Below are 24,507 nucleotides of genomic sequence, written 5' to 3' on the forward strand. Positions count from 1 at the left end.
CCCCGTACGATTCCGCCCATGCCGGCAAGCGGGACGGGTCCGAACGGGAGTGTGCTGCGGCTCGAACCGCTGCGCGCCTGGCGGTTCGTGGCCGGCAAGGTCAGCGCGCTCGGCGCCGTCACGTCCCCGCCGTACGACGTACTGGAACCCGCCCTCGTCCGGCGGCTGACTGACTCTGATCTGCACAACATGGTGAGGCTCATCCTTCCACGCGATCCGGACCTCGGTCCCCGCCGGTACGACGAGCCCGCGCGACGGCTGGCGGAGTGGCAGCGCGCCGGCGTGGTCATCCAGGACCAGCGCCCCGCCCTGTACGTCTACGAGCAGCGCCTGGGCAACGCGCTGCTGTGCGGCCTGGTCGGCTCACTCGGCCTGGACCCGGCCCGGCGAGTAGTGCTGCCGCACGAGAACGTCATGCCGCACTGGGTCGACGACCGGCTCGAGCTGATGGAGGCCACGGACGCCGACCTGGAGCCCATCCTGCTCGCGTACGGCGACGGCGGCGCGGCCAGCGACGCGGTCGATCTCGCCCGGTCCGGGGAGCCATGGCTGGTGGCCGACACCGAGAACGGCGCGCAGCACCGGATCTGGCGCATCGACGACCCAGCTGTGCTGGCCACCATCGCTGAAGAGTTGGCCGGGCACGAGGCGCTGATTGCCGACGGCCACCACCGCTATGCGGCGTACCTGGAGCGTCACCGGCGTGAACCGTCTCGTGCGAGCACTGAGGTCGGTCTGGCCATGCTGGTCGACTACAACCGCCATCCACTCACGCTGGAGCCGATTCACCGCGTCGTACCGGGCCTGGACCTCGCCACCGTCTCCACGCGTACGCCGGACGGCTGGCAGGTGCTGCCTGGGCGGGTGGACGACGTACCGGACCGGATAGCGGTGTCTGACGGCTCGGACTGGGTGACACTGCGCTCCACCCGCGGTCAGGAGGCTCCGACGGTCGCACTGCTGCACGAGGTGCTACTTCCGGCGTGGGGAGTGGTGGAGGCGGACATCACCTTCCACCACGCGCTGGCCGACGCACTGGCCCTGGCTGGACCTCAGCAGGCCGTTGTGGAGCTCGCCGCACCCAAGCTGGACCAGGTACTGCGCTCAGCCGTGCAGGGCGTCGTACTGCCGCAGAAGGCCACGTCGTTCGGCCCCAAGCCCCGAGTGGGACTGCTGTTCCGGACGCTGTGACTCGACACTCCGCGGCCGACCGCCCCTAGTCGTCCTTGTCCGACCGCTCGCCCGAGGGCTCAACCTCCCCATCGAGCGCATCGTCAACAATCACCTCATCGACCGCCCGAAGCTCGTCGTCCAGCTCATCGCGCTCGTCGTCGGCCTCGTCGCGCTCATCGTCGGCCTCGTCGCGCTCATCGTCGGCCTCGTCGCGCTCATCGTCGGCCTCGTCGCGCTCATCGTCGGCCTCGTCGCGCTCGTCCTCGGCCTCATCGCGCTCATCGTCCACCTCGTCGAGTTCGTCGTCGGTCTCGTCGAGTTCGTCCTCAGCCTCGTCGAGGTCGTCGTCCGACTCGTCCTGCTGGTCGTACGGCTCGTCGTCGTAGTCGTCCTCATCGAGATCGGTGAACTCCAGGCCTTCCAGCTGAGCGGCGCGCTCAGCGGCTCCCGTGGCCCCGTCGGCGTCAACCCCGGCAGCGCGGTGGAACCAGATCAACGCCTCCTCCGTACGGCCGGCCTCCTCGAGCGCATCGGCGTACGCGTAACGCAGCCTCGGCAGCCACTCGGCCCGAGTCCGCTTAGTCAGCTCCGGCACCTCGAGCGTCTGGACCGCCGCCGCGGTCTGCTTCATGTCGCGCCGCGCACCGGCCGCCACGATCAGCAGCTCGATCTGCGTCGCCTCCGACAGATCACGGACGTGCTTGTCCCGCGTCAGCGTCAGTGCCTTCTCCGGCCGCCCAAGCGCGCGCTCGCAGTCCGCCATCATCGCGAGCACCTCATGGTTGCCCGTCATCCGCCGTACGGCGCGGAACTCCGTCAACGCCTCGTCGTAATGCTCAGCCAGGTACGCCGTGATCGCCATAGCCTCACGTACGCCGCCAAGCCGCGCAGCCAACCGCCGCGCCGTCCGCGCATGCAGGTACGCCCGCTCGGGGTCGTCGTCCAGGAACCGCCCTGACGCGACCAGGTGCTGCGCCACCAGATCCGCCAACCCACGCGGCAGCGAGCGCAGCTCGGCCTTCACCGACCGATCGAGCTCAGCCCCGGTGATCCCCTCCGGAATCGCCGGATCATCCCGCCGCGGCCCAGCCTTCTCTTCTACGTCCCGCTCACGCCGGCCGCCCCGCTCATCCCGCCGGAACCCACCGCGAGCCCCACCCCGCTCATCCCGTCGACCACCACGCTCACCAGCAGCCCCCCGCCCGGCCGCAGCCCCTGCCCCACGCCCTGCACCACGAGCCGCCCCGCGCCCGCCAACTGCCCCAGCCCCGCGCGCCGGACCACGCCCGCCAGTAGCGCCAGCCCCACGAGCCGACCCAACCCCGGATGCACCGGCCCCACCCGGCCCACGCCCACCGCCCCGCTGATCCCGCCCATACCCGCCGCCGGCGCCTCCGCGGTCGCCAGACCGATCCTCAGACCGCCGATACCCACCGGCCGACCGCTCGTCACGCCCACCAGAACGCCCGTAACCACCAGCGCGGTCGTCCCGAGACCCCCCACCCCGATAACCACCCGACCGTTCATCGCGGGAGTCCCCACCCCGATAACCACCCGACCGATCGTCCCGGGAGTCTCCACCGCGGTAACCACCAGCCCGGTCATTGCGGGAGTCCCCACCGCCATAACCACCCGACCGATCGTCGCGAGAGCTCCCACTGCGGTAACCACCAGCCCGGTCATCGCGGGAGTCCCCACCGCGATAACCACCCGAACGGTCGCTCCGGTTGTCGCCACCGCGATAGCCACCTGACCGGTCGTCGCGGCTGTCCCGACCGCCATAGCCGCTGCCGGACCGGTCGTCGCGCCTGTCTCCGCCGCGGTAGCCGCCGCCCGAACGGTCGTCGCGGCTGTCGGTACGCCGGTAGCCCCCAGAGCGCTCGTCGCGGCCGGAACCACGTCCGCCGCGGTCGTCACGCTCCCCACGACCGGACAGCTGACCACCGAACGGATCACGCTCACCCTTGTCATCCCGCCGAGAGCCCGCGAACCCACGCCTAGCCTCGCCGCGATCGTCCGACCCACCGGCGCGCGAACCACCCCGCGGCGCACCCGACCGAGGACTGTCACCCCGGCTCGACGCCCCGCGGTACCCGCCGCCAGACGCCCGGCCACCCCCCGAACCCGCTCGACCACCGGCGCCCTCGGACCGCCCGCCACCCGCACGTCCCCCGGACCCCGATTGACCAGACCCAGTTCCCCCGCCAAAACCCGAACGACCCGAGCCAGACCCCCCGCCGAAGTTCGAACGACCGGAGCCGGCGCGCCCGCCACCGTCACGGCCGGAACGGCCGCCGCCTCCGGAGGAACCGCGACGGTCCCCGGAACCGGAGCGAGGATTGCGAGGTGGCGTCGCCACGTTGACTCCTAAGGTGCTGAGGTGACTGAAGCTCGATCGAGCAACGCGCGCCACAGTCCCCTGCAGCACACGGCAAAGAACAAAGGTACCGCCGCAACCCCCGTCCCCAGACATCCACTCCCCACGCACCCACGCCGAGCCGGTCCGACGCCTACCACCCGTCACCCGTCACCCGCCACCAATTGCGTCCAGCAAGTGGTGTACGGCGAGATCCCGGCGGCGCGGGGTGGAGACGTGAGCATGAGGCGCGTGCCGCGAGCGTTGAGCGCTAGGCGCGAGCCGCGGGCAGGGGAGCCGCGGGCACGCGGTCAGCGGAGCGGCGGTCAGCGGGCGCCGGACGCTGCCGCGAGCCGCGGGCAGCGGAGCCGGGAGCCGCGGGTAGCGGAGCCGGGAGCCGCGGGTAGCGGAGCCGCGGGTAGCAGGCGCTGGCCCAGCCGCCGGCGCGAGCAGCGGATGGTGGACGCGAGCCACGGGCAGCGGGCGGTGGACGCGAGCCACGGGCAGCGGGCGGTGGACGCGGGCAGCGGAGCCGCGGGTGGAGGGTGGCGGGTGGCGGGCTGGACGCTGCCGCGAACCGCGGGCATCGGGCGCTGGACGAGTTGCGTCCAGCAGAGTGGTGTACGGCGAGATCCGGTGATGCGGGGTGGAGACGTGAGCATATGCCGCGTGCCGCGAGCATGGGGCGCTAGGGCGAGCCGCGGGCACAGGAGTCGCGAGCCGCGGGCAAGCAGAGCCGCGGCGGGGCGCTGGCCAAAGCCGCGGGCACGCGGCCAGCGGGCGCCGGGCGCTGCCGCGAGTCGCGGGCGGTGGACGCGAGCCACGGGCAAGCGGGCGGTGGACGCGGGCAGCGGAGCCTCGGGTAGCGGGCGTTGGACGCTGCCGCGAGCCGCGGGTGGCGCGCCGTCGGCGGTGGGCCTCGCTGACGATCGAGCTCATCGAGGCGGTCAGCGTCGGGTCCCTAAGGTCGCCACGCTCGGCCGCACGCTGAGCAGGCGAGCTGTCAGCCGAAGCGTTCGGCGGCCGCTGAAGCGTTTGCGCGCCTCCGCCTTTGGCTCCGCAACCTCACCAACTCCTCGCCCGATTGCTACTCGACGCGCAAACGAAGCCGGAGGCGCGATCTTGTGTCGCCGTTCGCACCGGGACTTCGCGGACTTGCTTAGATCCGTTAGCGGCGGACCTGGTAGCGCAGGTGGAGTACGCGGTTGCCTTGGATCATTACGTCAGGGTCCTCGAGTAGGTGCTGCGCGTCGACCGAGCCGAAGTAGCGCTTGCCGGACCCGAGCACGACGGGTACGACGTCCATGCGCACCTCGTCGACCAAGCCCGCGGCAAGCACTTGGCCGCCGACGTCTCCGGCGGCGACCTCGACGATGCGGTCGCCCGCAAGCTCCTGTGCCTTGGCCACGGCTGCCTCGACGCCGTCGATGAAGTGGTACGGCGCCTCGGGGTACCAGCCCTCGGGCCTGCCTCGGTGGGTCACGATGACCACATGGTCGATCCCGCCCGGAGGCTGTCCGTCCCAGCCGTTGGTCATATCGAAGACGTGGCGGCCGGCGATTGTCGCCCCGATCTGGTCCCAGTACTCCTTGGTGTAGTCGTACGACGTCTTCGACACCTTCAACACGCCGCTGTCGTCCAACGGGACGTCGCCGCTGGTCAACCAGTCGAACAGCGGACCGGGCTGGTCGTTCTCGTCCGCGATGAAGCCGTCGACCGACACCGAGTTGTACATGACTACCTTGCCCACGGGGCTCTCCTTTGCATTCGGGTGCCCCAAATTAGCGTGCTGCGAGCCGTCGCTCTTGTAAGAAATCAATCGGCCGGCAGCGGCCAGCTGTTCAGCACATGGCCGGGATGTTCGCGCAGGAACCGTCGCCGGACTTCGACGTACCGGGTCGGAGTGAGCCCGGTGAACGCCCGGAACTCGTGGCCGAAGTGGGCCTGGTCGAAATAGCCTGCCCGGGCAGCGAGCTCGCCCCAGTCGATCGGTCCGGCGGGGTCGATCGCGAACACGGTGGCGGCAAACCGGTAGCTGCGGGCGAGCCGCTTCGGCGTGATGCCGACGAGCTCCTTGAACCGCTGTGCCAGATGAGTGCCGCTGACACCGGCTGCCATGCTCAGGTCGCCGATCGCCACCGTCCCGCTGGTCGCCTCGATGAGGCTGCTCGTATGGCGAACCAGCCCTAGGCCGGCGGTCTCGCAGAGCCGTCGCATCAGCTCCTCCTCGAGCAGCGTCAGCATCTCGTGAGGTCCGTCCGCCATGGCCAGCCGGTCTTGTAGTTCAGCAATGGCGGCCCGGCCCCAGACCTGCTCTATCGTCACCGGCCGGTCACAAAGTTCGGCCGCAGGCATCGGCAGGAACGGAGCCGGTCCCCACGGCTTGAAGTGCACGCCGACGGACCGGGTCGGGAGTGGGTAGCAGAACTCGAAAGCGCGGGTGGGCATGGTGATCACGCAGCCGTCGGCGTACTCGGCCGTCTCGATGTCGATGCCGGCGCGGATGCGGAAGGGCGCGCCGAGGTTGACGATCAGCAGGGCCGACGGCGACGGCGGCAGCATCAACCGGGCGTACGGCGGCGCACCCGCCAGGTAGTAGAGGTCGTCGATCAGCCCGTTCAGCGGCGGCCGCGGCACTCTGGACACGTACTCCACGCACACAGCATCGCCGCACGCACAGCGATCGTCCACATGCGCCGCTCGAGCCATGGGCCGTGGGTTGCACCTGACCGGGCTCGCGCCGACGGGCACGGAGGGCGCAGCCAGCGCCACCTGAGGTCACGGAATCGTCGCCCGTCGGATCCACCGCGCTGGGTCACGTGTGTGGCACTCACCGGGGGCCGGCCCATGATCTCCGACGTTCCGCCGCTTCGTAGACGCTGTACTTCTTCGGTGTGCGGTGGAGGATGCTCCGGCCTGGGTCGAGGTGCGGTGGGTGCGCCGCTACGTCGGGACAAATGTTAAGGGCCACCCCCAACTGGGGGTGGCCCTTAACTGTGTGAATGTCCGGCGGCGTCCTACTCTCCCACGACCTCCCGGTCGCAGTACCATCGGCGCTGTCGGGCTTAACTTCCAGGTTCGGAATGGAGACTGGGTGTTTCCCCGACGCTATGGCCACCGTAACTCTATGAAAATATCAACCAACCCTGCTCGGGTCACAACACCCCGGGGTGGTTCCGGTGGGGTGTTGGGTTGCTGGGGTTGACCGTATTTCGGGAACCGTACAGTGAACGCGAGTGTCTTCGTTAACGCAGTGTGGTCTGTTGCCCTCACCCCGCTAGGGGTGTGGGTGTGTGACAAGCCCTCGGCCTATTAGTACCAGTCAGCTGCACACGTTGCCGTGCTTCCACTTCTGGCCTATCAACCCAGTGGTCTACTGGGGGCCTTACCCGGTTGTCCCGGTGGGAGACCTCATCTTGAAGCGTGCTTCCCGCTTAGATGCTTTCAGCGGTTATCACTCCCGAACGTAGCCAACCAGCCGTGCTCCTGGCGGAACAACTGGCACACCAGAGGTTCGTCCACCCCGGTCCTCTCGTACTAGGGGCAGCCCTTCTCAAGTCTCCTGCGCGCGCAGCGGATAGGGACCGAACTGTCTCACGACGTTCTAAACCCAGCTCGCGTGCCGCTTTAATGGGCGAACAGCCCAACCCTTGGGACCTACTCCAGCCCCAGGATGCGACGAGCCGACATCGAGGTGCCAAACCATCCCGTCGATATGGACTCTTGGGGAAGATCAGCCTGTTATCCCCGGGGTACCTTTTATCCGTTGAGCGACGGTGCTCCCACATGCCACCGCCGGATCACTAGTTCCGACTTTCGTCCCTGCTCGACATGTCTGTCTCACAGTCAAGCTCCCTTGTGCACTTACACTCGACACCTGATTGCCAACCAGGCTGAGGGAACCTTTGAGCGCCTCCGTTACCTTTTAGGAGGCGACCGCCCCAGTCAAACTACCCACCAGGCACTGTCCCTGATCCGGATAACGGACCAAAGTTAGACAGCCAGAACAACCAGAGTGGTATTTCAACGATGACTCCACCCGAACTGGCGTCCGAGTTTCACAGTCTCCCACCTATCCTACACAAGTTGTACCGACCACCAATACCAAGTTGTAGTAAAGGTCCCGGGGTCTTTCCGTCCTGCTGCGCGTAACGAGCATCTTTACTCGTAATGCAATTTCGCCGAGTCCATGGTTGAGACAGCGCCCAAGTCGTTACGCCATTCGTGCAGGTCGGAACTTACCCGACAAGGAATTTCGCTACCTTAGGATGGTTATAGTTACCACCGCCGTTTACTGGCGCTTAAGTTCAAAGCTTCGCCGGCCGAAACCAGCTAACCTGTCCCCTTAACGTTCCAGCACCGGGCAGGCGTCAGTCCGTATACATCGAATTACTTCTTCGCACGGACCTGTGTTTTTAGTAAACAGTCGCTTGGGCCTGGTCTCTGCGGCCATCACCGCGTCCCCCAGCAAGTGGGGTAACGGATCCGGCCCCCCTTCTCCCGAAGTTACGGGGGCATTTTGCCGAGTTCCTTAACCATGGTTCACTCGATCGCCTCGGTATTCTCTACCTGATCACCTGTGTCGGTTTGGGGTACGGGCGGCTCTAACACTCACTGCGAAGTTTTTCTCGGCAGCATGGGATCATCCACTTCCCCTGAACGGGTCCGCCTCGGCTCTCAGGCTTCATGAGGCACGGATTTGCCTATGCCTCGCCCTACCACCTTGCCCGCGGATCAGCTTGCGCCTACCATCGCCGCGGTTGGACTACCCTCCTGCGTCACTCCTCAGTGCACCTACTACCACCTCGGGCCGGAACATCCACACCTCAACCCGAAGGTCTCAGCACTTCAATTCCTTAGCATCAGCGGGTTCGGTCGGGTCGTGTCAGTGCCGGTACGGGAATATCAACCCGTTGTCCATCGACTACGCCTGTCGGCCTCGCCTTAGGTCCCGACTTACCCAGGGCAGATTAGCTTGACCCTGGAACCCTTGATCATCCGGCGGACGGGTTTCTCACCCGTCATTCGCTACTCATGCCTGCATTCTCACTCGTGCAGCATCCACAACTCCATCACTAGGCTGCTTCACACGCTGCACGACGCTCCCCTACCCATCCACACACCTGGACCACACCCAAAAGGGTGAGGCCGGGTACGAGTGTGAATGCCACAGCTTCGGCGGATTGCTTGAGCCCCGCTACATTGTCGGCGCGGAATCACTTGACCAGTGAGCTATTACGCACTCTTTCAAGGGTGGCTGCTTCTAAGCCAACCTCCTGGTTGTCTGGGCAACTCCACATCCTTTTCCACTTAGCAATCGCTTAGGGGCCTTAGCTGGTGATCTGGGCTGTTTCCCTCTCGACTACGGAGCTTATCCCCCGCAGTCTCACTGCCGCGCTCTCACTTACCGGCATTCGGAGTTTGGCTGATTTCGGTAAGCCGGTAAGCCCCCTAGACCATCCAGTGCTCTACCTCCGGTAAGAAACACACGACGCTGCACCTATATGCATTTCGGGGAGAACCAGCTATCACGGAGTTTGATTGGCCTTTCACCCCTATCCACAGGTCATCCCCCAGGTTTTCAACCCTGGTGGGTTCGGTCCTCCACGCGGTCTTACCCACGCTTCAACCTGCCCATGGATAGATCACTCCGCTTCGGGTCTAGAGCATGCGACTCAAACGCCCTATTCAGACTCGCTTTCGCTACGGCTACCCCACACGGGTTAACCTCGCCACACACCACTAACTCGCAGGCTCATTCTTCAAAAGGCACGCCGTCACACCCCACAAGGAGATGCTCCGACGGATTGTAGGCAACCGGTTTCAGGTACTATTTCACTCCCCTCCCGGGGTACTTTTCATCTTTCCCTCACGGTACTAGTCCGCTATCGGTCACCAAGAAGTATTTAGGCTTAGCGGGTGGTCCCGCCAGATTCACACGGAATTTCAAGAGTCCCGTGCTACTTGGGAAAACACTCGGAAGTCGCTGTCTTACACCTACGGGGCCATAACCCACTACGGCTCAACATTCCAGAAGATTCGGCTTCAACAACGATTTATAACTCCCCGACACCACGGCATTAATGTCAGAATGCTCCCACAACCCCACATGCGCAACGCACGCCGGCTATCACACACACATGGTTTAGCCTCATCCGCTTTCGCTCGCCACTACTCACGGAATCACAATTGTTTTCTCTTCCTGCGGGTACTGAGATGTTTCACTTCCCCGCGTTCCCTCCAGAACCCTATGTGTTCAGGCACTGGTAACTGGCTTTAGAATGCCAGCTGGGTTTCCCCATTCGGACACCCCCGGATCACAGCTTGGTTGCCAACTCCCCGGGGCTTATCGCAGGCTCCAACGTCCTTCATCGGCTCTTGGTACCAAGACATCCACCGATTGCCCTTAGTAGCTTGTCACAACAACAAAACACACAAAACGCTACAAAGAGATGCTCGCGTCCACTATACAGTTCTCAAAATACGGGCAGGAACACCAGCTCCACCGCCACCACCTATCGGCACCGCGAGCACCCGCCCCAGGGAAACAACACACCCAGAACAAACACCCACACCAACGGTTTGGTGAGAGCCGGCCCCAGCCACCCACCACACCAAACAAACCCAGTGTGGCCGTGACCCAGAAAAACCAGTCCACATCCCCCAACAGGGGACCCGGCCCGATTCCTCAGGACCCAACAGCGCGCCTCGACGATCCACTCGGCCACCTCAACGTTCCACACCCACCACAGTGGGTAGTACTAGCTTCAGCAGCTCCGCTGCACATCTAATGGTCAATGTTCCACAGTCCGAAGCACCATCACCCCGAGACGCACGCTCGAGCAGTGATGAATGGACAACCACGCAGAACGTGGCTGCCGCAGCGCTCCTTAGAAAGGAGGTGATCCAGCCGCACCTTCCGGTACGGCTACCTTGTTACGACTTCGTCCTAATCGCCAGCCCCACCTTCGACGGCTCCCTCCCACAAGGGGTTAGGCCACCGGCTTCGGGTGTTGCCGACTTTCATGACGTGACGGGCGGTGTGTACAAGGCCCGGGAACGTATTCACCGCAGCGTTGCTGATCTGCGATTACTAGCGACTCCGACTTCATGGGGTCGAGTTGCAGACCCCAATCCGAACTGAGACCGGCTTTTTGGGATTCGCTCCACCTTACGGCTTCGCAGCCCTTTGTACCGGCCATTGTAGCATGCGTGAAGCCCTGGACATAAGGGGCATGATGACTTGACGTCATCCCCACCTTCCTCCGAGTTGACCCCGGCAGTCTCCTATGAGTCCCCACCATAACGTGCTGGCAACATAGGACGAGGGTTGCGCTCGTTGCGGGACTTAACCCAACATCTCACGACACGAGCTGACGACAGCCATGCACCACCTGTATAGGACCCTTACGGACCTCCCATCTCTGGGAGATTTCCCTATATGTCAAACCCAGGTAAGGTTCTTCGCGTTGCATCGAATTAATCCGCATGCTCCGCCGCTTGTGCGGGCCCCCGTCAATTCCTTTGAGTTTTAGCCTTGCGGCCGTACTCCCCAGGCGGGGCGCTTAATGCGTTAGCTGCGGCACGGAGGACGTGGAATGTCCCCCACACCTAGCGCCCAACGTTTACGGCGTGGACTACCAGGGTATCTAATCCTGTTCGCTACCCACGCTTTCGCTCCTCAGCGTCAGGTAAGGCCCAGAGAGCCGCCTTCGCCACCGGTGTTCTTCCTGATATCTGCGCATTCCACCGCTACACCAGGAGTTCCGCTCTCCCCTGCCTACCTCTAGTCTGCCCGTATCGGAAGCAGGCTCGGAGTTAAGCTCCGAGTTTTCACTCCCGACGCGACGAACCGCCTACGAGCCCTTTACGCCCAATAATTCCGGACAACGCTCGGACCCTACGTATTACCGCGGCTGCTGGCACGTAGTTGGCCGGTCCTTCTTCTGCAGGTACCGTCACTCTCGCTTCGTCCCTGCTGAAAGAGGTTTACAACCCGAAGGCCGTCATCCCTCACGCGGCGTTGCTGCGTCAGACTTTCGTCCATTGCGCAATATTCCCCACTGCTGCCTCCCGTAGGAGTCTGGGCCGTGTCTCAGTCCCAGTGTGGCCGGTCGCCCTCTCAGGCCGGCTACCCGTCGACGCCTTGGTAGGCCATTACCCCACCAACAAGCTGATAGGCCGCGAGCCCATCCCCAACCGCCAGAACTTTCAACCACAAGCCATGAAGCCCGTGATGATATCCGGTATTAGACCCCGTTTCCGAGGCTTATCCCGAAGTTGAGGGTAGGTTGCTCACGTGTTACTCACCCGTTCGCCGCTCGTGTACCCCCGAAGGGGCCTTACCGCTCGACTTGCATGTGTTAAGCACGCCGCCAGCGTTCGTCCTGAGCCAGGATCAAACTCTCCGTTGAAAAATATAGACAAACCAACCCCACAAAAAGGGCCAGTATCGTCAACACATCGAGTGATCCTTTGAATCAGAAACAAACCAAAACTGGCTTGAATCCAGAAAATATTTCAAAGGAATCCGCCACAGAACACAAACAAAAACCCACACCCACAACCACAAGAGCCGGGGCCAGGAAAATGTTCAATGCCCTATGAACGGGGTTAATGCATCTATCGGCATTGACTTTCGGCACGCTGTTGAGTTCTCAAAAATCGGACGCACACCGCATCATGACCTTTCGGCCAGGATCCCGGGGCAACCTGCGCTACCTTACCGGAGCAGATCCACCGAGTCAAGCCCGACTTTTCTGGCTCCCCGCCCATCGGCGCTACCGACCCGAGTCAGACGACGCGGTTCGGCTCAGCTAGCCTTGGGGGGTTCGGAGCGACCGGCCGCTTTCGCGTCCCGCGCCTCGCTCCAACAAGAAGAACATTACGTGGCTCGCAGGTAGCCGGTCAAATCGGTTCCCGGTGGGCAGCATCACATGGTTGTAATTTGCTCTCGGCAGCCGGTCTGTGGGAGTGGAGCCGGCGCTGTCAGCTCCCCGCCGACGACGCCAGAACCCCTGCGAACGAACGCTTTCCGCGGCGCAGGACCAGCACGCCGCCCGGCAGCAGGTCGTCGGACCCCGGCACGTACTCGGCGTCCTTCACCTTCTCGTTGTTGAGGTAGCCACCGCCCTCGGCCACCGTCCTGCGCGCGGCCGACTTGCTGGCGACCAGGCCGGCCTTCACCAACAGGTCGCCGTACGTCGGCATCGGTTCGCCGGCGCCGAGCTCGACGTGTGGGGCTTCGCGGAGTGCGGCGACCAGTGTGGAGCCGTCGAGGGAGGCGAGTTCGCCCTGGCCGAAGAGCGCCTTGGACGCCTCCTGCACTCTCCTGGTCTCCTCCTCACCGTGGACGAGCGTGGTGAGTTCCTCGGCGAGGAGTCGTTGTGCCTCGCGGGCCTGGGGTCGTTCTGCCGTCGCCTGCTCGAGTGCAGCGATCTCCTCCGGCGTCCGGAAGGTGTAGAACCGCACCAGCTGCATCACGTCGCGGTCGTCGGTGTTGAACCAGAACTGGTAGAACGCGTACGGCGACGTCAGCTCGCGGTCCAGCCACACAGTGCCGGACTCCGTCTTGCCGAACTTCGTGCCGTCGGCCTTCGTCACCAGTGGGGTGGCCAGTGCGTGCGCCTTGCCGGCCTCCGTACGGCGAATGAGCTCGACGCCGGCCGTGAGGTTGCCCCACTGGTCGCTGCCACCGGTCTGCAGCGTGCAGTTGTGGCGGCGGTAGAGCTCCAGGTAGTCCAGCGACTGCAACAGCACGTAGCTGAACTCGGTGTAGCTGATCCCCTGCTCCAGCCGCGCCTTCACCACCTCGCGGCCGAGCATGCGGTTCACCGGGAAGTGCTTGCCGATGTCACGCAGGAAGTCGAGGGTGTTCAGGTCCTTGGTCCAGTCGTAGTTGTTGACGATGCGACCGGGGTTCGGCAGGGCGGGGTCGAAGTCGATGAACTTCTCCACCTGGCCGCGCACCTTCTCGACCCATTGCTGTACGACGTCCTTCGGGTTGAGCACCCGCTCGGAGCTCTCCTTCGGGTCACCGATCAGCCCGGTGGCGCCACCGACGAGCCCGATCGGGTTGTGGCCGGCCAGCTGGAGGCGTCGGAGCGTCAGCAGCTGCAGCAGGTTCCCCATGTGCAGGCTGGGCGCCGTGGGGTCGAAGCCGACGTACGAGGTGATCGGTCCGGCCGCCATTGCGGCCCGCAGGGCGTCGGGATCGGTGGAGTGCGCGATCAGGCCACGGCTCTCCAGGTCGTCGAGCACCTGGGTGCGGCGTGCGGTCCCGCTGTCGGTCACTTGTCTCTCCTCGAGTACGTCGGTCAGCTACAAGTGTCCTGTATGTAGGTCAGCCGGCGTCCGGGCGGGTCAGAACGGCCTGTAGCTGCGGCCGGAGCGCGTGGCCGTCGGGAGCGTGCACAGTGACAGCGTTGGGCCGGTGGGGGTCGTGGGCGCCCGGGTCCGCGTTCGGCACCGGGAGACCGTGGGACAGCACCTGCTCGGCAGGGGTCAGCTGACGGATACCGATCGCCCGGACGTGATCCGGGTGGGTCTGCGCGAAGTCGCCGTACAGCTGCGGGTCGTGCTGGCCGTCGTCGCCGATCAGGACCCAGCGGACGTTCGGGAACTCGGCTGCGAGGCGGCGGAGCGAGTTGCGCTTGTGCTCCTGACCGCTGCGGAACCAGCCAGTGTTGGTCGGCCCCCAGTCCGTGAGTAACAGCGGGCCGGCCGGGTAGCCGTGTCGGGCGAGGAAGCGGGTCAGCGTCGGTGCGGTGTTCCAGGCTCCGGTGGAGAGGTAGAAGATCGGCGCACCGGGGTGGTCTGCCAGCAGGGCGCCGTACATCTCGGCCATGCCTGGTACGACGCGACGCGCCTGCTCATCACGGACGAACGTGTTCCACGCGGCGATCAGTGGACGTGGCAGCATCGTCAGCATCACGGTGTCGTCGATGTCGCTGACCAGGCCGAGTGTCGCGTCCGGATCGGGCACGTAGACGCGGCCGCGGGCCTCACGCTCGCCGTGCACGCCCAGGTTGATCTCGTGCCACCCGGGCGGGAGCGCCACCGGCACGGTCAGGTCGACGAAGCCGCCGCGGTCCGTCATGGCGTCGAACGTCTCCCCACCGACGGTGACCGTCACCTTCACCTTGGTCGCCGGTGCGGTCACGAAGACGCGCCAGCCGCGGACCACCTGGTCCTCGTCGTACCGGGGTTGGCTGCGGGGGTCCCGGCTGAGTACGACGCGGGCGAGCACCCGGACGAACTGGGTGGTGCCGTAGCCGACGTGCGGGATGATCCGTTCCCGCCAGCCGCGGCGCCGCAGGATCGCCTGCACTCCCAGGTTGAACCAGTCCTCGAGACGGGACGCGTAGTGCGGACGGGCCATAGTCCGCAACCTACCCGGACACCGGGCCGATACGCCTGTCGCCCCGCGTCCTGGAAGGACCTTTACCGAACTGCGCGAAGGCCGTGGAGAACTGCGGGAAGGCGGTCGAGAACTGTCGGACGTGGCGTCTACGGTTCTGCGCATGACACAGATCGGCATGTGCTTCCCGCGGACCTACCCCGCCGCCCTGGTAACCGACGTGGCCCGCCGCCTGGACCAGGGCGGTGCGGACGAGCTGTGGATCATCGAGGACTGCTTCTACACCGCCGGGCCCTCGCTCGTCTCGGCCGCGCTCACCTCGACGGAGCGGCTGACGGTCGGTCTCGGCATCGTGCCGGCGGTCGCGCGGACGGCTGCGGTCACCGCGATGGAGTTCGCGACGCTGGACGCGCTTGCGCCTGGACGGTTCCTGCCGGGGATCGGTCATGGAGTGCAGGAGTGGATGGGGCAGATGGGGGTCCGGCCGAAGTCGCCACTGACAGCGCTCGAGGAGGTCACCACGGCGGTCACTCGGCTGCTGGCCGGCGAGAACGTGACGGTCGAGGGCAAGACAGTCCAACTGCAGGACGTGCAGCTGGACGCGCCGCCGGCCGAGGCGCCGCCGATCCTGCTCGGCGTGATGGGACCGAAGTCGATGGCGCTGGCTGGGCGGGTCGGCGGTGGGATCGTGTTGGCCGAGCCGGCCACTCCGGCGTACGTGCGGCAGTCAATCGAGTACGCCGGTTCGCCGGAGGGGTTCGTGGTCGCGGTGTTCAGCGCGTTCTGCGTGCGGGACGACCGGAAGGCGGCGTACGAGTGGACCGCGCCGTGGTTGGGGGCGCGGCTGGACGACCACCATCCGGGGTTGAAGGCGCTGCCGTTCTACGAGGACTTGCGGAAGGTGTACGACGAGGACGGGACGGACGGGCTGGTGGGGATGCCGGCCGACTGGTGGACCGCGATCGGCGCGGTCGGGACGCTGGACGATGCGGCCGCGCACATCGAGGCGCTGGAGGCGGCCGGGGTGCACCACGTCGGGCTGTTTCCGGATCCGGAGGTGGAGCACGGGATGCCGCAACTCGACCACGTGCTCGCCCTCGCCAACCGCTGAGCCACAGCTGCGGCCACGGCTGGCGGGCCGACCGCAGCTGGCGGGCTGACTGCAGCTGGTGGGCTGACCGCGGCTGGCGGACCGACCGTGGCTGCGGGCCGGCCATGGCTGGCGGGCCGGCCCCTTTGCCGGGTCGGGGCGTGGTCAGCTGCGGCGTTTGGTGACGTGGGGGCGGGGGTCAGCTGCGGCGTTGGCGACGTGGGGTCAGGTGCGGCGTTTGGCGACGTGGGGGCGGTACGGCGAGGCGTGGGTCAGCTGCGGCGTTGGCGACGTCGGGGCGTTGGTCAGCCGCGGCGTTTGGGGACGTGGGGTGCAGTGCGGCGGGGCGGGGGTCAGGTGCGGCGTTTGGGGACGTGGGGGCGGTACGGCGAGACGGTGGGGTCGTCGGGGATCCAGAAACGCCACGGACGGTCGGCGGCTTCGCGGAGGCCGACGCGCGGGCCGGTGGACGGTTCGCCGTCGAAGCCGGGGCCGGGGAGCAGCTGGATGTGGGACGCCCCGGACAGCAGGTCGACGCCGTTGTCGTCGCGGCCGATGCCGAGCGCCACGCACATGCGCGCCGGGCCGCGGGCGAGGTCGCGGTCCGGGTTCCCGTTCGCCCGCTTGGCCACCGGCCCAGGCTGCACGCCGTCCGCAGCAGCAGACCAGCCGGGCGCCACGCCTTCTCCAGGCAAGGCAGCCCGGCCGGGCGCCACGCCGTTCCCGGCAGCGGTCCGGTTGGGAGCCACGCCCTTTTCGCGCTGAGTGGCGGACAGGGCGGGCGAAGTGCCGGTGGACTGGTTGAACTTGCCGGCGGGGGTCGCGGGGATGCGGCGGGTGCGGGCCAGGTCGAGGCCTTCGACGATCTCGCCGGCGCGGAGGAGGACGGCCGAGGGTTGCCCGTCGGGGCCGGCGCTGACGTTCATGCAGAAGTGCATGCCGTAGGTGAAGTACACGTACAGGAAGCCGGGTGGGCCGAACATCACCGCGTTGCGGGGTGTCTGGCCGCGGTACGCGTGCGAGCCGGGGTCGGACGGGCCGTCGTACGCCTCGACCTCGGTCAGGCGTACGGCGACCGTGCCCTCGTCGGTGGTGCTGCGCAGGACCATGCCGAGGAGCTTCGGGGCCACGTCGAGCACAGGTCCGGCGAGCAGCGAACGGCGTACAGGCATGCCCAGCACCCTAGGCGACCCGGCGGCCAGTAAGGCGACCCGTCCGACAGTCAGGCGACCCGTCCGACAGTCAGGCGACCCGGCGGACAGTACGGCGACCCGGCCGACAGTCAGGCGAGCCGGTCGGCGTGGGCGGTGGCCCGGGCGCGGAGCTCGGTCAGCTGTTCGGCCACGCGGTCGCCCGCCGTGCCGCCGCGCGTGTTGCGGGACGCGAGCGAGCCCTCGACCGTCAGCACCGAGCGCACGTCCGGAGTGAGCGCCGGTGAGATCGCGGCCAGGTCGGAGTCGGACAGGTCCCACAGCTCGATGCCGCGCTTCTCGCATTCCTGGACGCACGCGCCAGCGACCTCGTGCGCGACCCGGAACGGCACCTTCTGGCGCACGAGCCACTCCGCGATGTCCGTGGCGAGCGAGAACCCCTGCGGCGCCAGCTCCTCCAGTCGCGAGGTGTTGAACCGCAGCGTCCGGACCATTCCGGTGAACGCGGGCAGCAGCACCTCGAGGGTGTCGATGGAGTCGAACACGGGTTCCTTGTCCTCCTGCAAGTCCCGGTTGTACGCCAGCGGCTGCGCCTTCAGCGTCGCCAGCAGCCCGCTCAAGTTGCCGATCAGCCGGCCGGCCTTCCCGCGGGCGAGCTCGGCGATGTCCGGGTTCTTCTTCTGCGGCATGATGCTCGACCCGGTCGAGAACGCGTCGTCCAGCTCGACGAAACCGAACTCCTTCGTCGCCCAGATGATCACCTCCTCGGCCTGCCGGGACAGGTCGACGCCGAGCTGCGCGGTGACGAACGCGAACTCCGCCACGAAGTCCCGCGCGGCGGTCCCGTCGATCGAGTTCGCCGAGGAGTTCGTGAAGCCCAGCTCCACAGCGACGTACTGCGGGTCCAGGCCGAGCGAGCTGCCGGCCAGCGCCCCCGAGCCGTACGGCGAGTCGGCCGCGACCCGGGCGTCCCAGTCGGCGAGCCGGTCGAGGTCGCGGATCAGCGGCCAGGCGTGCGCGAGCAGGTGGTGCGAGAGCAGCACCGGCTGCGCGTGCTGCAAGTGGGTGCGGCCGGGCATCGCGACGCCGAGGTGCTTCTCGGCCTGCTCGGCGAGCGCGTTCACCTGGTCGAGTACGAGCCGGCCGATGATGCGGCCGTGCTCCCGCAGATAGCCCTTGAACAGCGTGGCGACCTGGTCGTTCCGCGACCGGCCGGCCCGGAGCCGTCCGCCGAGCTCGGCGCCGAGCCGCTCGAGCAGACCACGCTCCAGCGCGGTGTGCACGTCCTCGTCGTCCTCGGCTGGCAGGAACTTCCCGGCCAGTACGTCGGCCAGCAGCTCGTCCAACCCGGCCAGCATCGCGGACAGGTCCTCGTCGGTCAGCAGCCCGGCGCGGTGCAGCACCTTGGCGTGCGCCTTCGAGCCGGCGATGTCGTACGGCGCGAGCCGCCAGTCGAACTGTGTCGACTTGCTCAGCGCAGCCAGGGCGTCCGCCGGCCCACCCGCAAACCGCCCACCCCAGAGGGCGGCACTTTCTCCGGTACTCAACTCAGAAGATCCCTACTTGGGTTCGCGCGCGGCCAGGGACAGGAAGCGGGTGGCCAGGGCGGGGCCGCCGGTCGGGTTGCGGGAGACGACCATGACGGTGTCGTCGCCGGCGATGGTGCCGAGTACGTCGTCCAGTCCCACGTGGTCGATCGCCGACGCGAAGTACTGGGCCGCACCCGGCGGGGTTCGCAGGATGACCAGGTTGGCGCTGCCCTCCGCGGACACGAGCAGCTCGGACGCGACCCGGGCCAGGCGGGCCTCGAACGCGGCCGCCTCGCCGGCTCGCGGCGTACGGTCGCCGCCCTCCCCTGGTACGGCGTACACGAGTTGACCGCTCGAGTCGCGGACCTTGACCGCGCCGATCTCGACCAGGTCGCGGGACAGCGTCGCCTGACCGACCACGAGCCCGGACGCCGCGAGCAGGTCGGCGAGCTCGGTCTGCGACCGCACCGGCTGGCGCCCGAGCAGGTCGACGATCCGCTGCTGCCGCGCGGTCTTCGTGGTCGGCACCACCACGCTCATACCTCGAAGCTCCTTGCCAGCAGCCACGACAGCAGCGCCTTCTGGGCGTGCAGCCGGTTCTCCGCCTCGTCCCAGACGACCGACTGCGGGCCGTCGATCACGGCCGCCTCGATCTCCTTGCCCCGATAGGCGGGTAGGCAGTGCAGCACGATCGCGTCGGCGCTTGCCTTGGACATCAGTTGCTCGGTCACGGCGTACGGCACGAACGGCGCTTCGCGGTCGGCAGCCTCGGCCTCCTGCCCCATCGACACCCACGTGTCGGTGGCAACGACATCGGCTCCGTCCACGGCCTCCAGCGGATCCGCCGTCCACGCTGCGGACCCGCCCGTCTCGGCAGCGATCTCCGCGGCACGCCGTAGCACCGCGGGATCCGGTTGATACCCCGCAGGCGATGCGACGACCAGATGCATCCCGGCGGTGACACCGCCGAGCAGGTACGAGTGCGCCATGTTGTTCGCACCGTCGCCGAGGTAGACCAGCTTCAGTCCGGCCGTCGAACCCTTGTGCTGCCGCACTGTCAGCAGGTCGGCCAGGATCTGGCACGGGTGGAACTCGTCGGTCAGCGCGTTCAGCACCGGCACCCGCGACGCCGCGGCCATCTCCTCGATCCGGGTCTGCGCGAACGTCCGCCACACGATCGCCGCCACCTGCCGGTCGAGCACCCGCGCGGTGTCCGCGATCGGCTCCCCCCGGCCCAGCTGCGACGTCTGCGCGTCGATGATCAGCGGTACGCCGCCCAGCTCGGCGATCCCGACCGCGAACGAGATCCGCGTCCGGGTCGACGTCTTGTCGAAGATCACCGCGACCGTCTTCGGCCCGGCCAGCGGCTGGTGCCCGAACCGGTCGCCCGCCAGCTGCGCGCCCAGCGTCAGCACCTCGTCCTGCTCGACCGGGCTCAGGTCGTCGTCGCGCAGGAAGTGCCGCACGGTCATCAGGCCTCCACCTGGTCCAGCAGCCCGGGAAGGGCCGCGACGAAACTGTCGGCATCAGCCTTGCTCAGGATGTACGGCGGCGCCAGCCGCAACGCGTTCGGGACCGGGTTGTTCACCACGAATCCGGCCTCCAGCGCGGACGCCGCCACCAGGTCGGAGACCGGCCGGGTGAGCTCGATCGCCAGCAGCAGGCCCCGGCCCCGGACGCCGGCCACCATCGGGTGGTCGAGCGCGATGATCGAGGACGCGAGGTGGTTGCCGACAGCATTGACCTGCGCGAGCAGCCCGTCCCGCTCGATCACGGTCAGGACGGCGAGACCGGCGATCGCGGCCACCGGGTTGCCGCCGAACGTCGTCCCGTGGTTGCCCGGCTGCAGCAGGTCGGCCGCCGGCCCGAGACCGATGCAGGCGCCGATCGGGATGCCCGCCCCGAGGCCCTTGGCCACGGTCACCACGTCCGGCGTGATGCCGTCGGCCTCGTACGCGAACCACGTCCCGGTCCGCCCGATACCGGTCTGGATCTCGTCGATCCACAGCAGCGCGCCGCGTTCGGAGGTGATTCGCCGGGCCGCCTGCAGGTAGCCGGCCGGGGGTACGACGACGCCGTTCTCCCCCTGGATCGGCTCGAGGATCACCGCCGCGGTCCGGTCGTCGACCGCGGCGGCCAGCGCGTCGGCGTCGCCGTACGGGACGAACTCGACGTCACCGGGCAGCGGCTCGAACGGCTCGCGGTACGCGGGTTTCCAGGTCACCGCGAGCGCGCCCATCGACCGGCCGTGGAAGGCGCCGACGGTGGAGACGATCTTCGTCCGGCCGGTCCGGCGGGTGAGCTTGAACGCGGCCTCGTTCGCCTCGGTGCCGGAGTTGGTGAAGAACACCTTGCCCGGGGTGTCGAAGAGGCCGAGCAGCTTCTCCGCCAGCGCGATCTGCGGCGCGGACGCGAAGAAGTTCGACACGTGGCCGAGGGTGGCGAGCTGCGAGGTCACCGCGGACACGACGAACGGGTGCGCGTGGCCGAGGCAGTTGACCGCGAGCCCGCCGAGCAGGTCGAGGTACTTGTTGCCGTCGGCATCCCACAGGTATGCACCCTCGCCACGGACGAGCACCCGCTTGGGCGCGCCGAAGGTGTTCATCAGCGCACTGGAGTACCGCTCGGTGAGCGCGCTCTGCGTACCGTCGACGGTGAGCAGTTCGGTCATGACGGGATCACCTGGGTTCCACTTCCGGCGTCGGTGAAGATCTCCAGCAGCAGCGAGTGCGGCACACGGCCGTCGATCACGGTCGCCCGGGAGACGCCGGACTCGACCGCGCGCAGGCAGGCCTCCATCTTCGGCACCATCCCGGACGCCAGCGACGGCAGCAGCTCGGCCAGCTCGGCGGTGTCGATCTGGGTGATGATCTCGTCGCTGTCCGGCCAGTTCCGGTAGAGGCCGGCCACGTCGGTCAAGACGACCAGCTTCTCGGCCCCGAGCGCGGACGCCAGCGCCGCGGCGGCGGTGTCGGCGTTCACGTTGTGCGCGAGCCCGTCCTCGTCCGGCGCGATCGTCGACACCACCGGGATCCGGCCCGCGTCGATCAGGTCGACGACGGCTTCCGGGCGTACGTCGACCACGTCGCCGACCAGCCCGATGTCGACCGACTCGCCGTCGACGATCGCCGTCCGGCGCTCCGCGGTGAACAGGCCGGCGTCCTCACCGGACATGCCGACCGCGAACGGTCCGTGCGCGTTCAGCAGGCCGACCAGCTCGCGGCCGACCTTGCCGACCAGGACCATGCCGACGACGTCCATCGCCTCCGGCGTGGTGACCCGCAGGCCGCCGCGGAACTCGCTGTCGATCCCGAGCCGGCCGAGCATGTCGCTGATCTGCGGTCCGCCGCCGTGCACGACGACGACCCGGACCCCGGCGTACCGGAGGAAGACGATGTCTTCGGCGAACGCGCGCTTCAGCTTCTCGTCGACCATCGCGTTCCCGCCGTACTTCACGACGACGGTCTTGCCGTGGAACTGCTTCAGCCACGGCAGCGCCTCGGTCAGTACGGCGGCCTTCTCGACCGCGTCCACATACGTCATGAGGAGTACGCCGAGTTCTCTTCGACGTACGCGTGGGACAGGTCGGTGGTGAGCACGGTCGCCGAGGCCCGGCCGGCGTGCAGGTCGATCACCACGTCGATCTCCGGGCCGCTCAGGTCGGCCTCGGAGCGATCGACCCCCTTGCCGCCGGCGACGCAGATCGGCGCGCCGTTCAGGGTGATGTCGAGCAGCGACGGGTCGAAGGCCGTGGGCGCGTTCCCGACCGCCATCGCGATGCGGCCCCAGTTCGGGTCCGAGGCGAAGAAGGCGGTCTTGCACAGGTTGTCCTCGGCCACGACCTTCGCGGCGGCGACCGCCTCGGCCTCGGTGGCCGCGCCCTGGACCGTGATGCTCACGTGCTTGGTGACGCCCTCGGCGTCGGCCTGCAACTGCCGCACCAGATCGGCGGCCAGCGTGGTGAGCGCGGCCTCGAACGCGTCGGGATCCACCGTCACCCCGGAGGCGCCCGAGCTGAGCAGGAGGACGGTGTCGTTGGTCGACGTACCGCCGTCGACGTCGAGCCGGTTGAACGTCTTGTCGACGGCGTTCCGCAACGCGTGGTCGAGGTGCGGCTGGTCGAGTACGGCGTCCGTCGTGATGACGCTGAGCATGGTCGCCATGTTCGGCGCGCACATCCCGGAGCCCTTGGCGAAACCGCCGATGCTCCAGCCGTCCGGATGCTGCAGCACCGCCTGCTTCGGCACGTTGTCGGTCGTCATGACCGCAGTCGCGGCGGCCAGGCCGTGGTCCGGCGTGCTGCCGAGCGCCTCGACCGCGGCGTCGATCCCGGACAGCAGCGCGGGCATCGGCAGCCGCTCGCCGATCAGCCCGGTCGAGCAGACGCCGATCTGGGCCGCGCCCACGCCGAGCACCGCGGCCAGCTTCTCCGCGGTCTTGTGCGTGTCCTGGAAACCTTCCGGACCGGTGCACGCGTTCGCACCGCCGGAGTTCAGCACGACGGCCGTCAACTTACCGGCGGTAAGTACCTGCTGGGACCACAGCACCGGCGCAGCCTTCACCTTGTTGGTGGTGAACACGCCGGCCGCCACGTCGTGCGGGCCGTCGTTCACGACCACGGTCAGGTCCGGCGTGCCGGCCGGCTTGATCCCGGCGATCACCCCGGCCGCGCGGAAGCCGGCCGGCGCGGTGACCCCGGCGCTCCGATCGACCTGGGCGTCCGGGGTGACTGCAACACTCACGGAGCAACTCCTACGAGGGGAAGGGCCAGGGTCTCGTCGAGCCCGGTGGCCAGGTTCATGCACTGCACGGCGGCGCCGGCGGTGCCTTTGGTGAGGTTGTCCATGGCGGCCACGACGACGGCGCGGCCGGTGCGCCCGTCGAGCGCGACCTGGACCTGCACGGTGTTCGCGCCGAGGGTGGCCTGCGTCTGCGGCCACTGCCCGTCGGGGAGCACGTGCACGAACGGCTCGTCGCGGTAGGCGTCCTCGTAGACCTTCCGCAACCCCGCCAGGTCGGTGCCGTCGGCAACCGGTGCGCTGCAGGTGGCGAGGATGCCGCGGGCCATCGGCACGAGCACCGGCGTGAACGAGACGCTCACCGGCCGGTCGGCGTACGGCGTGAGGTTCTGCTCGATCTCCGGGGTGTGCCGGTGGACACCGCCGACGCCGTACACGGTGGCCGACCCCATCACCTCCGCGCCGAGCAGATGCGGCTTGGGGGCCTTGCCGGCACCCGACGTACCGCTGACGGCGACGACGACCAGTTGCGCCGGGTCGACGAGCCCGTGCTGTACGGCGGGGAGCAGCGCGAGCGTGGAGACGGTGGGGTAACAGCCCGGCACGGCGACCCGGTTCGCCCCGCGGAGCTTGTCGCGTTGCCCCGGGAGCTCCGGCAGTCCATACGGCCAGGAGCCGGCGTGCTCGCCGCCGTAGAACTCGGTCCACACCTCGGCCTCGGTGAGCCGGAAGTCCGCGCCGCAGTCGATCACGGTGACGTCCTCGCCCAGTTGCTCGGCGATTCCGGCGGACTGTCCGTGCGGCAAGGCCAGGAACACGATGTCGTGACCGGCGAGGTTCTCCGCGGTGGTCTCGACCAGGAGGCGCCCGGCCAAGGGCACAAGGTGTGGATGGTGCTGCCCGAGCGGCGTCCCGGCGTTCCCGCCGGCGGTGAGCGCACCGACCTCGACCTCGGGGTGCGCACTCAGCAGCCGCAGCAGCTCACCACCCGCATAACCACTGGCCCCGGCGACCGCCACCTTCACACTCATGTGAATGAGTATGCCATGAACTGGAAAAACATCCAACCGCGCCGAGGTCTCGCAGCAGTCCCTACCCACCGTCCGGCGG

The 24,507-nt window shown here is 67.5% G+C and carries 16 protein-coding genes and 3 rRNA genes; 2 read left to right on the forward strand and 17 right to left on the reverse strand.

Going from position 1 to position 24,507, the window contains the following annotated elements; all coding sequences use genetic code 11:
- Positions 1–18: 18 nt before the first annotated feature.
- A complete protein-coding gene (locus ACQPYZ_RS25945; RefSeq protein WP_433160671.1) occupies positions 19–1,191 on the forward strand; it encodes a DUF1015 domain-containing protein in 1,173 nt (390 codons plus the stop codon).
- Between the two features lie 25 nt (positions 1,192–1,216).
- Here the strand turns inward: ACQPYZ_RS25945 and ACQPYZ_RS25950 are convergent, their stop codons facing one another.
- The 9 genes from ACQPYZ_RS25950 to ACQPYZ_RS25990 form a co-directional block, all read right to left on the reverse strand.
- Positions 1,217–2,197 (reverse strand): hypothetical protein, encoded by a 981-nt coding sequence (locus ACQPYZ_RS25950; RefSeq protein WP_433160673.1) that lies wholly within the window; start codon positions 2,195–2,197, stop codon positions 1,217–1,219.
- A 74-nt stretch (positions 2,198–2,271) separates the two neighbouring features.
- Positions 2,272–3,135 (reverse strand): hypothetical protein, encoded by an 864-nt coding sequence (locus tag ACQPYZ_RS25955; RefSeq protein WP_433160675.1) that lies wholly within the window; start codon positions 3,133–3,135, stop codon positions 2,272–2,274.
- Between the two features lie 1,562 nt (positions 3,136–4,697).
- Positions 4,698–5,279: a dihydrofolate reductase family protein gene (locus ACQPYZ_RS25960; RefSeq protein WP_433160677.1), complete on the reverse strand. Its 582-nt coding sequence runs from the start codon at positions 5,277–5,279 to the stop codon at positions 4,698–4,700.
- Between the two features lie 65 nt (positions 5,280–5,344).
- Positions 5,345–6,184 carry a helix-turn-helix domain-containing protein gene (locus ACQPYZ_RS25965; protein ID WP_433160678.1) on the reverse strand — a complete coding sequence of 280 codons (840 nt, stop codon included), beginning with the start codon at positions 6,182–6,184 and terminating at the stop codon, positions 5,345–5,347.
- A 349-nt stretch (positions 6,185–6,533) separates the two neighbouring features.
- Positions 6,534–6,651: ribosomal RNA gene (rrf, locus tag ACQPYZ_RS25970) — 5S ribosomal RNA — on the reverse strand.
- Positions 6,652–6,821: 170 nt separating this feature from the next.
- Positions 6,822–9,949: ribosomal RNA gene (locus ACQPYZ_RS25975) — 23S ribosomal RNA — on the reverse strand.
- A 474-nt stretch (positions 9,950–10,423) separates the two neighbouring features.
- Positions 10,424–11,943, reverse strand: a 16S ribosomal RNA gene (locus ACQPYZ_RS25980).
- Together the 16S, 23S and 5S rRNA genes form the textbook arrangement of a ribosomal RNA operon.
- Before the next feature lie 574 nt (positions 11,944–12,517).
- On the reverse strand, positions 12,518–13,822 hold the full coding sequence (gene tyrS, locus ACQPYZ_RS25985; RefSeq protein ID WP_433160680.1) for a tyrosine--tRNA ligase: 1,305 nt from the start codon (positions 13,820–13,822) through the stop codon (positions 12,518–12,520).
- Between the two features lie 49 nt (positions 13,823–13,871).
- Complete coding sequence (locus ACQPYZ_RS25990; protein WP_433160682.1) at positions 13,872–14,909, reverse strand: App1 family protein; 1,038 nt, start codon at positions 14,907–14,909, stop codon at positions 13,872–13,874.
- 142 nt (positions 14,910–15,051) lie between these two features.
- Here ACQPYZ_RS25990 and ACQPYZ_RS25995 point away from each other — a divergent pair, with 142 nt between their 5' ends.
- A complete protein-coding gene (locus ACQPYZ_RS25995; RefSeq protein ID WP_433160683.1) occupies positions 15,052–15,999 on the forward strand; it encodes an LLM class flavin-dependent oxidoreductase in 948 nt (315 codons plus the stop codon).
- Between the two features lie 332 nt (positions 16,000–16,331).
- Here ACQPYZ_RS25995 and ACQPYZ_RS26000 read toward each other — a convergent pair whose 3' ends face one another.
- From ACQPYZ_RS26000 to argC, 8 genes are all read right to left on the reverse strand, one after another.
- Positions 16,332–17,150: a DNA-3-methyladenine glycosylase gene (locus tag ACQPYZ_RS26000; protein ID WP_433160685.1), complete on the reverse strand. Its 819-nt coding sequence runs from the start codon at positions 17,148–17,150 to the stop codon at positions 16,332–16,334.
- A gap of 110 nt (positions 17,151–17,260) precedes the next feature.
- The gene (argH, locus tag ACQPYZ_RS26005) at positions 17,261–18,676 is read right to left on the reverse strand and encodes an argininosuccinate lyase (RefSeq protein WP_433160687.1); all 1,416 of its coding nucleotides are present in this window, start codon (positions 18,674–18,676) and stop codon (positions 17,261–17,263) included.
- A gap of 12 nt (positions 18,677–18,688) precedes the next feature.
- A complete protein-coding gene (locus ACQPYZ_RS26010; RefSeq protein ID WP_433160689.1) occupies positions 18,689–19,198 on the reverse strand; it encodes an arginine repressor in 510 nt (169 codons plus the stop codon).
- Positions 19,195–20,130, reverse strand: coding sequence for an ornithine carbamoyltransferase (gene argF / locus ACQPYZ_RS26015; RefSeq protein WP_433160691.1), 936 nt, complete (start codon positions 20,128–20,130; stop codon positions 19,195–19,197). The genes ACQPYZ_RS26010 and argF overlap by 4 nt, the downstream gene beginning before the upstream one ends.
- Positions 20,130–21,329, reverse strand: coding sequence for an acetylornithine transaminase (locus tag ACQPYZ_RS26020; protein ID WP_433160692.1), 1,200 nt, complete (start codon positions 21,327–21,329; stop codon positions 20,130–20,132). Before ACQPYZ_RS26020 ends, argF begins: the two co-directional genes overlap by 1 nt.
- The gene (gene argB / locus ACQPYZ_RS26025) at positions 21,326–22,201 is read right to left on the reverse strand and encodes an acetylglutamate kinase (protein ID WP_433160694.1); all 876 of its coding nucleotides are present in this window, start codon (positions 22,199–22,201) and stop codon (positions 21,326–21,328) included. Before argB ends, ACQPYZ_RS26020 begins: the two co-directional genes overlap by 4 nt.
- Positions 22,198–23,400 carry a bifunctional glutamate N-acetyltransferase/amino-acid acetyltransferase ArgJ gene (gene argJ, locus ACQPYZ_RS26030; protein WP_433160695.1) on the reverse strand — a complete coding sequence of 401 codons (1,203 nt, stop codon included), beginning with the start codon at positions 23,398–23,400 and terminating at the stop codon, positions 22,198–22,200. The genes argB and argJ overlap by 4 nt, the downstream gene beginning before the upstream one ends.
- Positions 23,397–24,428, reverse strand: a complete 1,032-nt coding sequence (gene argC / locus ACQPYZ_RS26035) for an N-acetyl-gamma-glutamyl-phosphate reductase (RefSeq protein ID WP_433160697.1) — start codon at positions 24,426–24,428, stop codon at positions 23,397–23,399. Before argC ends, argJ begins: the two co-directional genes overlap by 4 nt.
- Between the last annotated feature and the right edge of the window lie 79 nt (positions 24,429–24,507).

Origin of the sequence: Kribbella sp. CA-247076 (assembly GCF_050942445.1) — a bacterium.
GTDB lineage: Bacteria > Actinomycetota > Actinomycetes > Propionibacteriales > Kribbellaceae > Kribbella.

Bases quoted from the DNA above. Each gene is read 5' to 3' on its own strand.
- ACQPYZ_RS25945 (WP_433160671.1), top strand. From the start codon at position 19: ATGCCGGCAAGCGGGACGGGTCCGAACGGGAGTGTGCTGCGGCTCGAA.
- ACQPYZ_RS26010 (WP_433160689.1), bottom strand. From the start codon at position 19,198: ATGAGCGTGGTGGTGCCGACCACGAAGACCGCGCGGCAGCAGCGGATC.
- argB (WP_433160694.1), bottom strand. From the start codon at position 22,201: ATGACGTATGTGGACGCGGTCGAGAAGGCCGCCGTACTGACCGAGGCG.
- ACQPYZ_RS25990 (WP_433160682.1), bottom strand. From the start codon at position 14,909: ATGGCCCGTCCGCACTACGCGTCCCGTCTCGAGGACTGGTTCAACCTG.
- ACQPYZ_RS25995 (WP_433160683.1), top strand. From the start codon at position 15,052: ATGACACAGATCGGCATGTGCTTCCCGCGGACCTACCCCGCCGCCCTG.
- argC (WP_433160697.1), bottom strand. From the start codon at position 24,428: ATGAGTGTGAAGGTGGCGGTCGCCGGGGCCAGTGGTTATGCGGGTGGT.
- argF (WP_433160691.1), bottom strand. From the start codon at position 20,130: ATGACCGTGCGGCACTTCCTGCGCGACGACGACCTGAGCCCGGTCGAG.
- ACQPYZ_RS26020 (WP_433160692.1), bottom strand. From the start codon at position 21,329: ATGACCGAACTGCTCACCGTCGACGGTACGCAGAGCGCGCTCACCGAG.
- ACQPYZ_RS26000 (WP_433160685.1), bottom strand. From the start codon at position 17,150: ATGCCTGTACGCCGTTCGCTGCTCGCCGGACCTGTGCTCGACGTGGCC.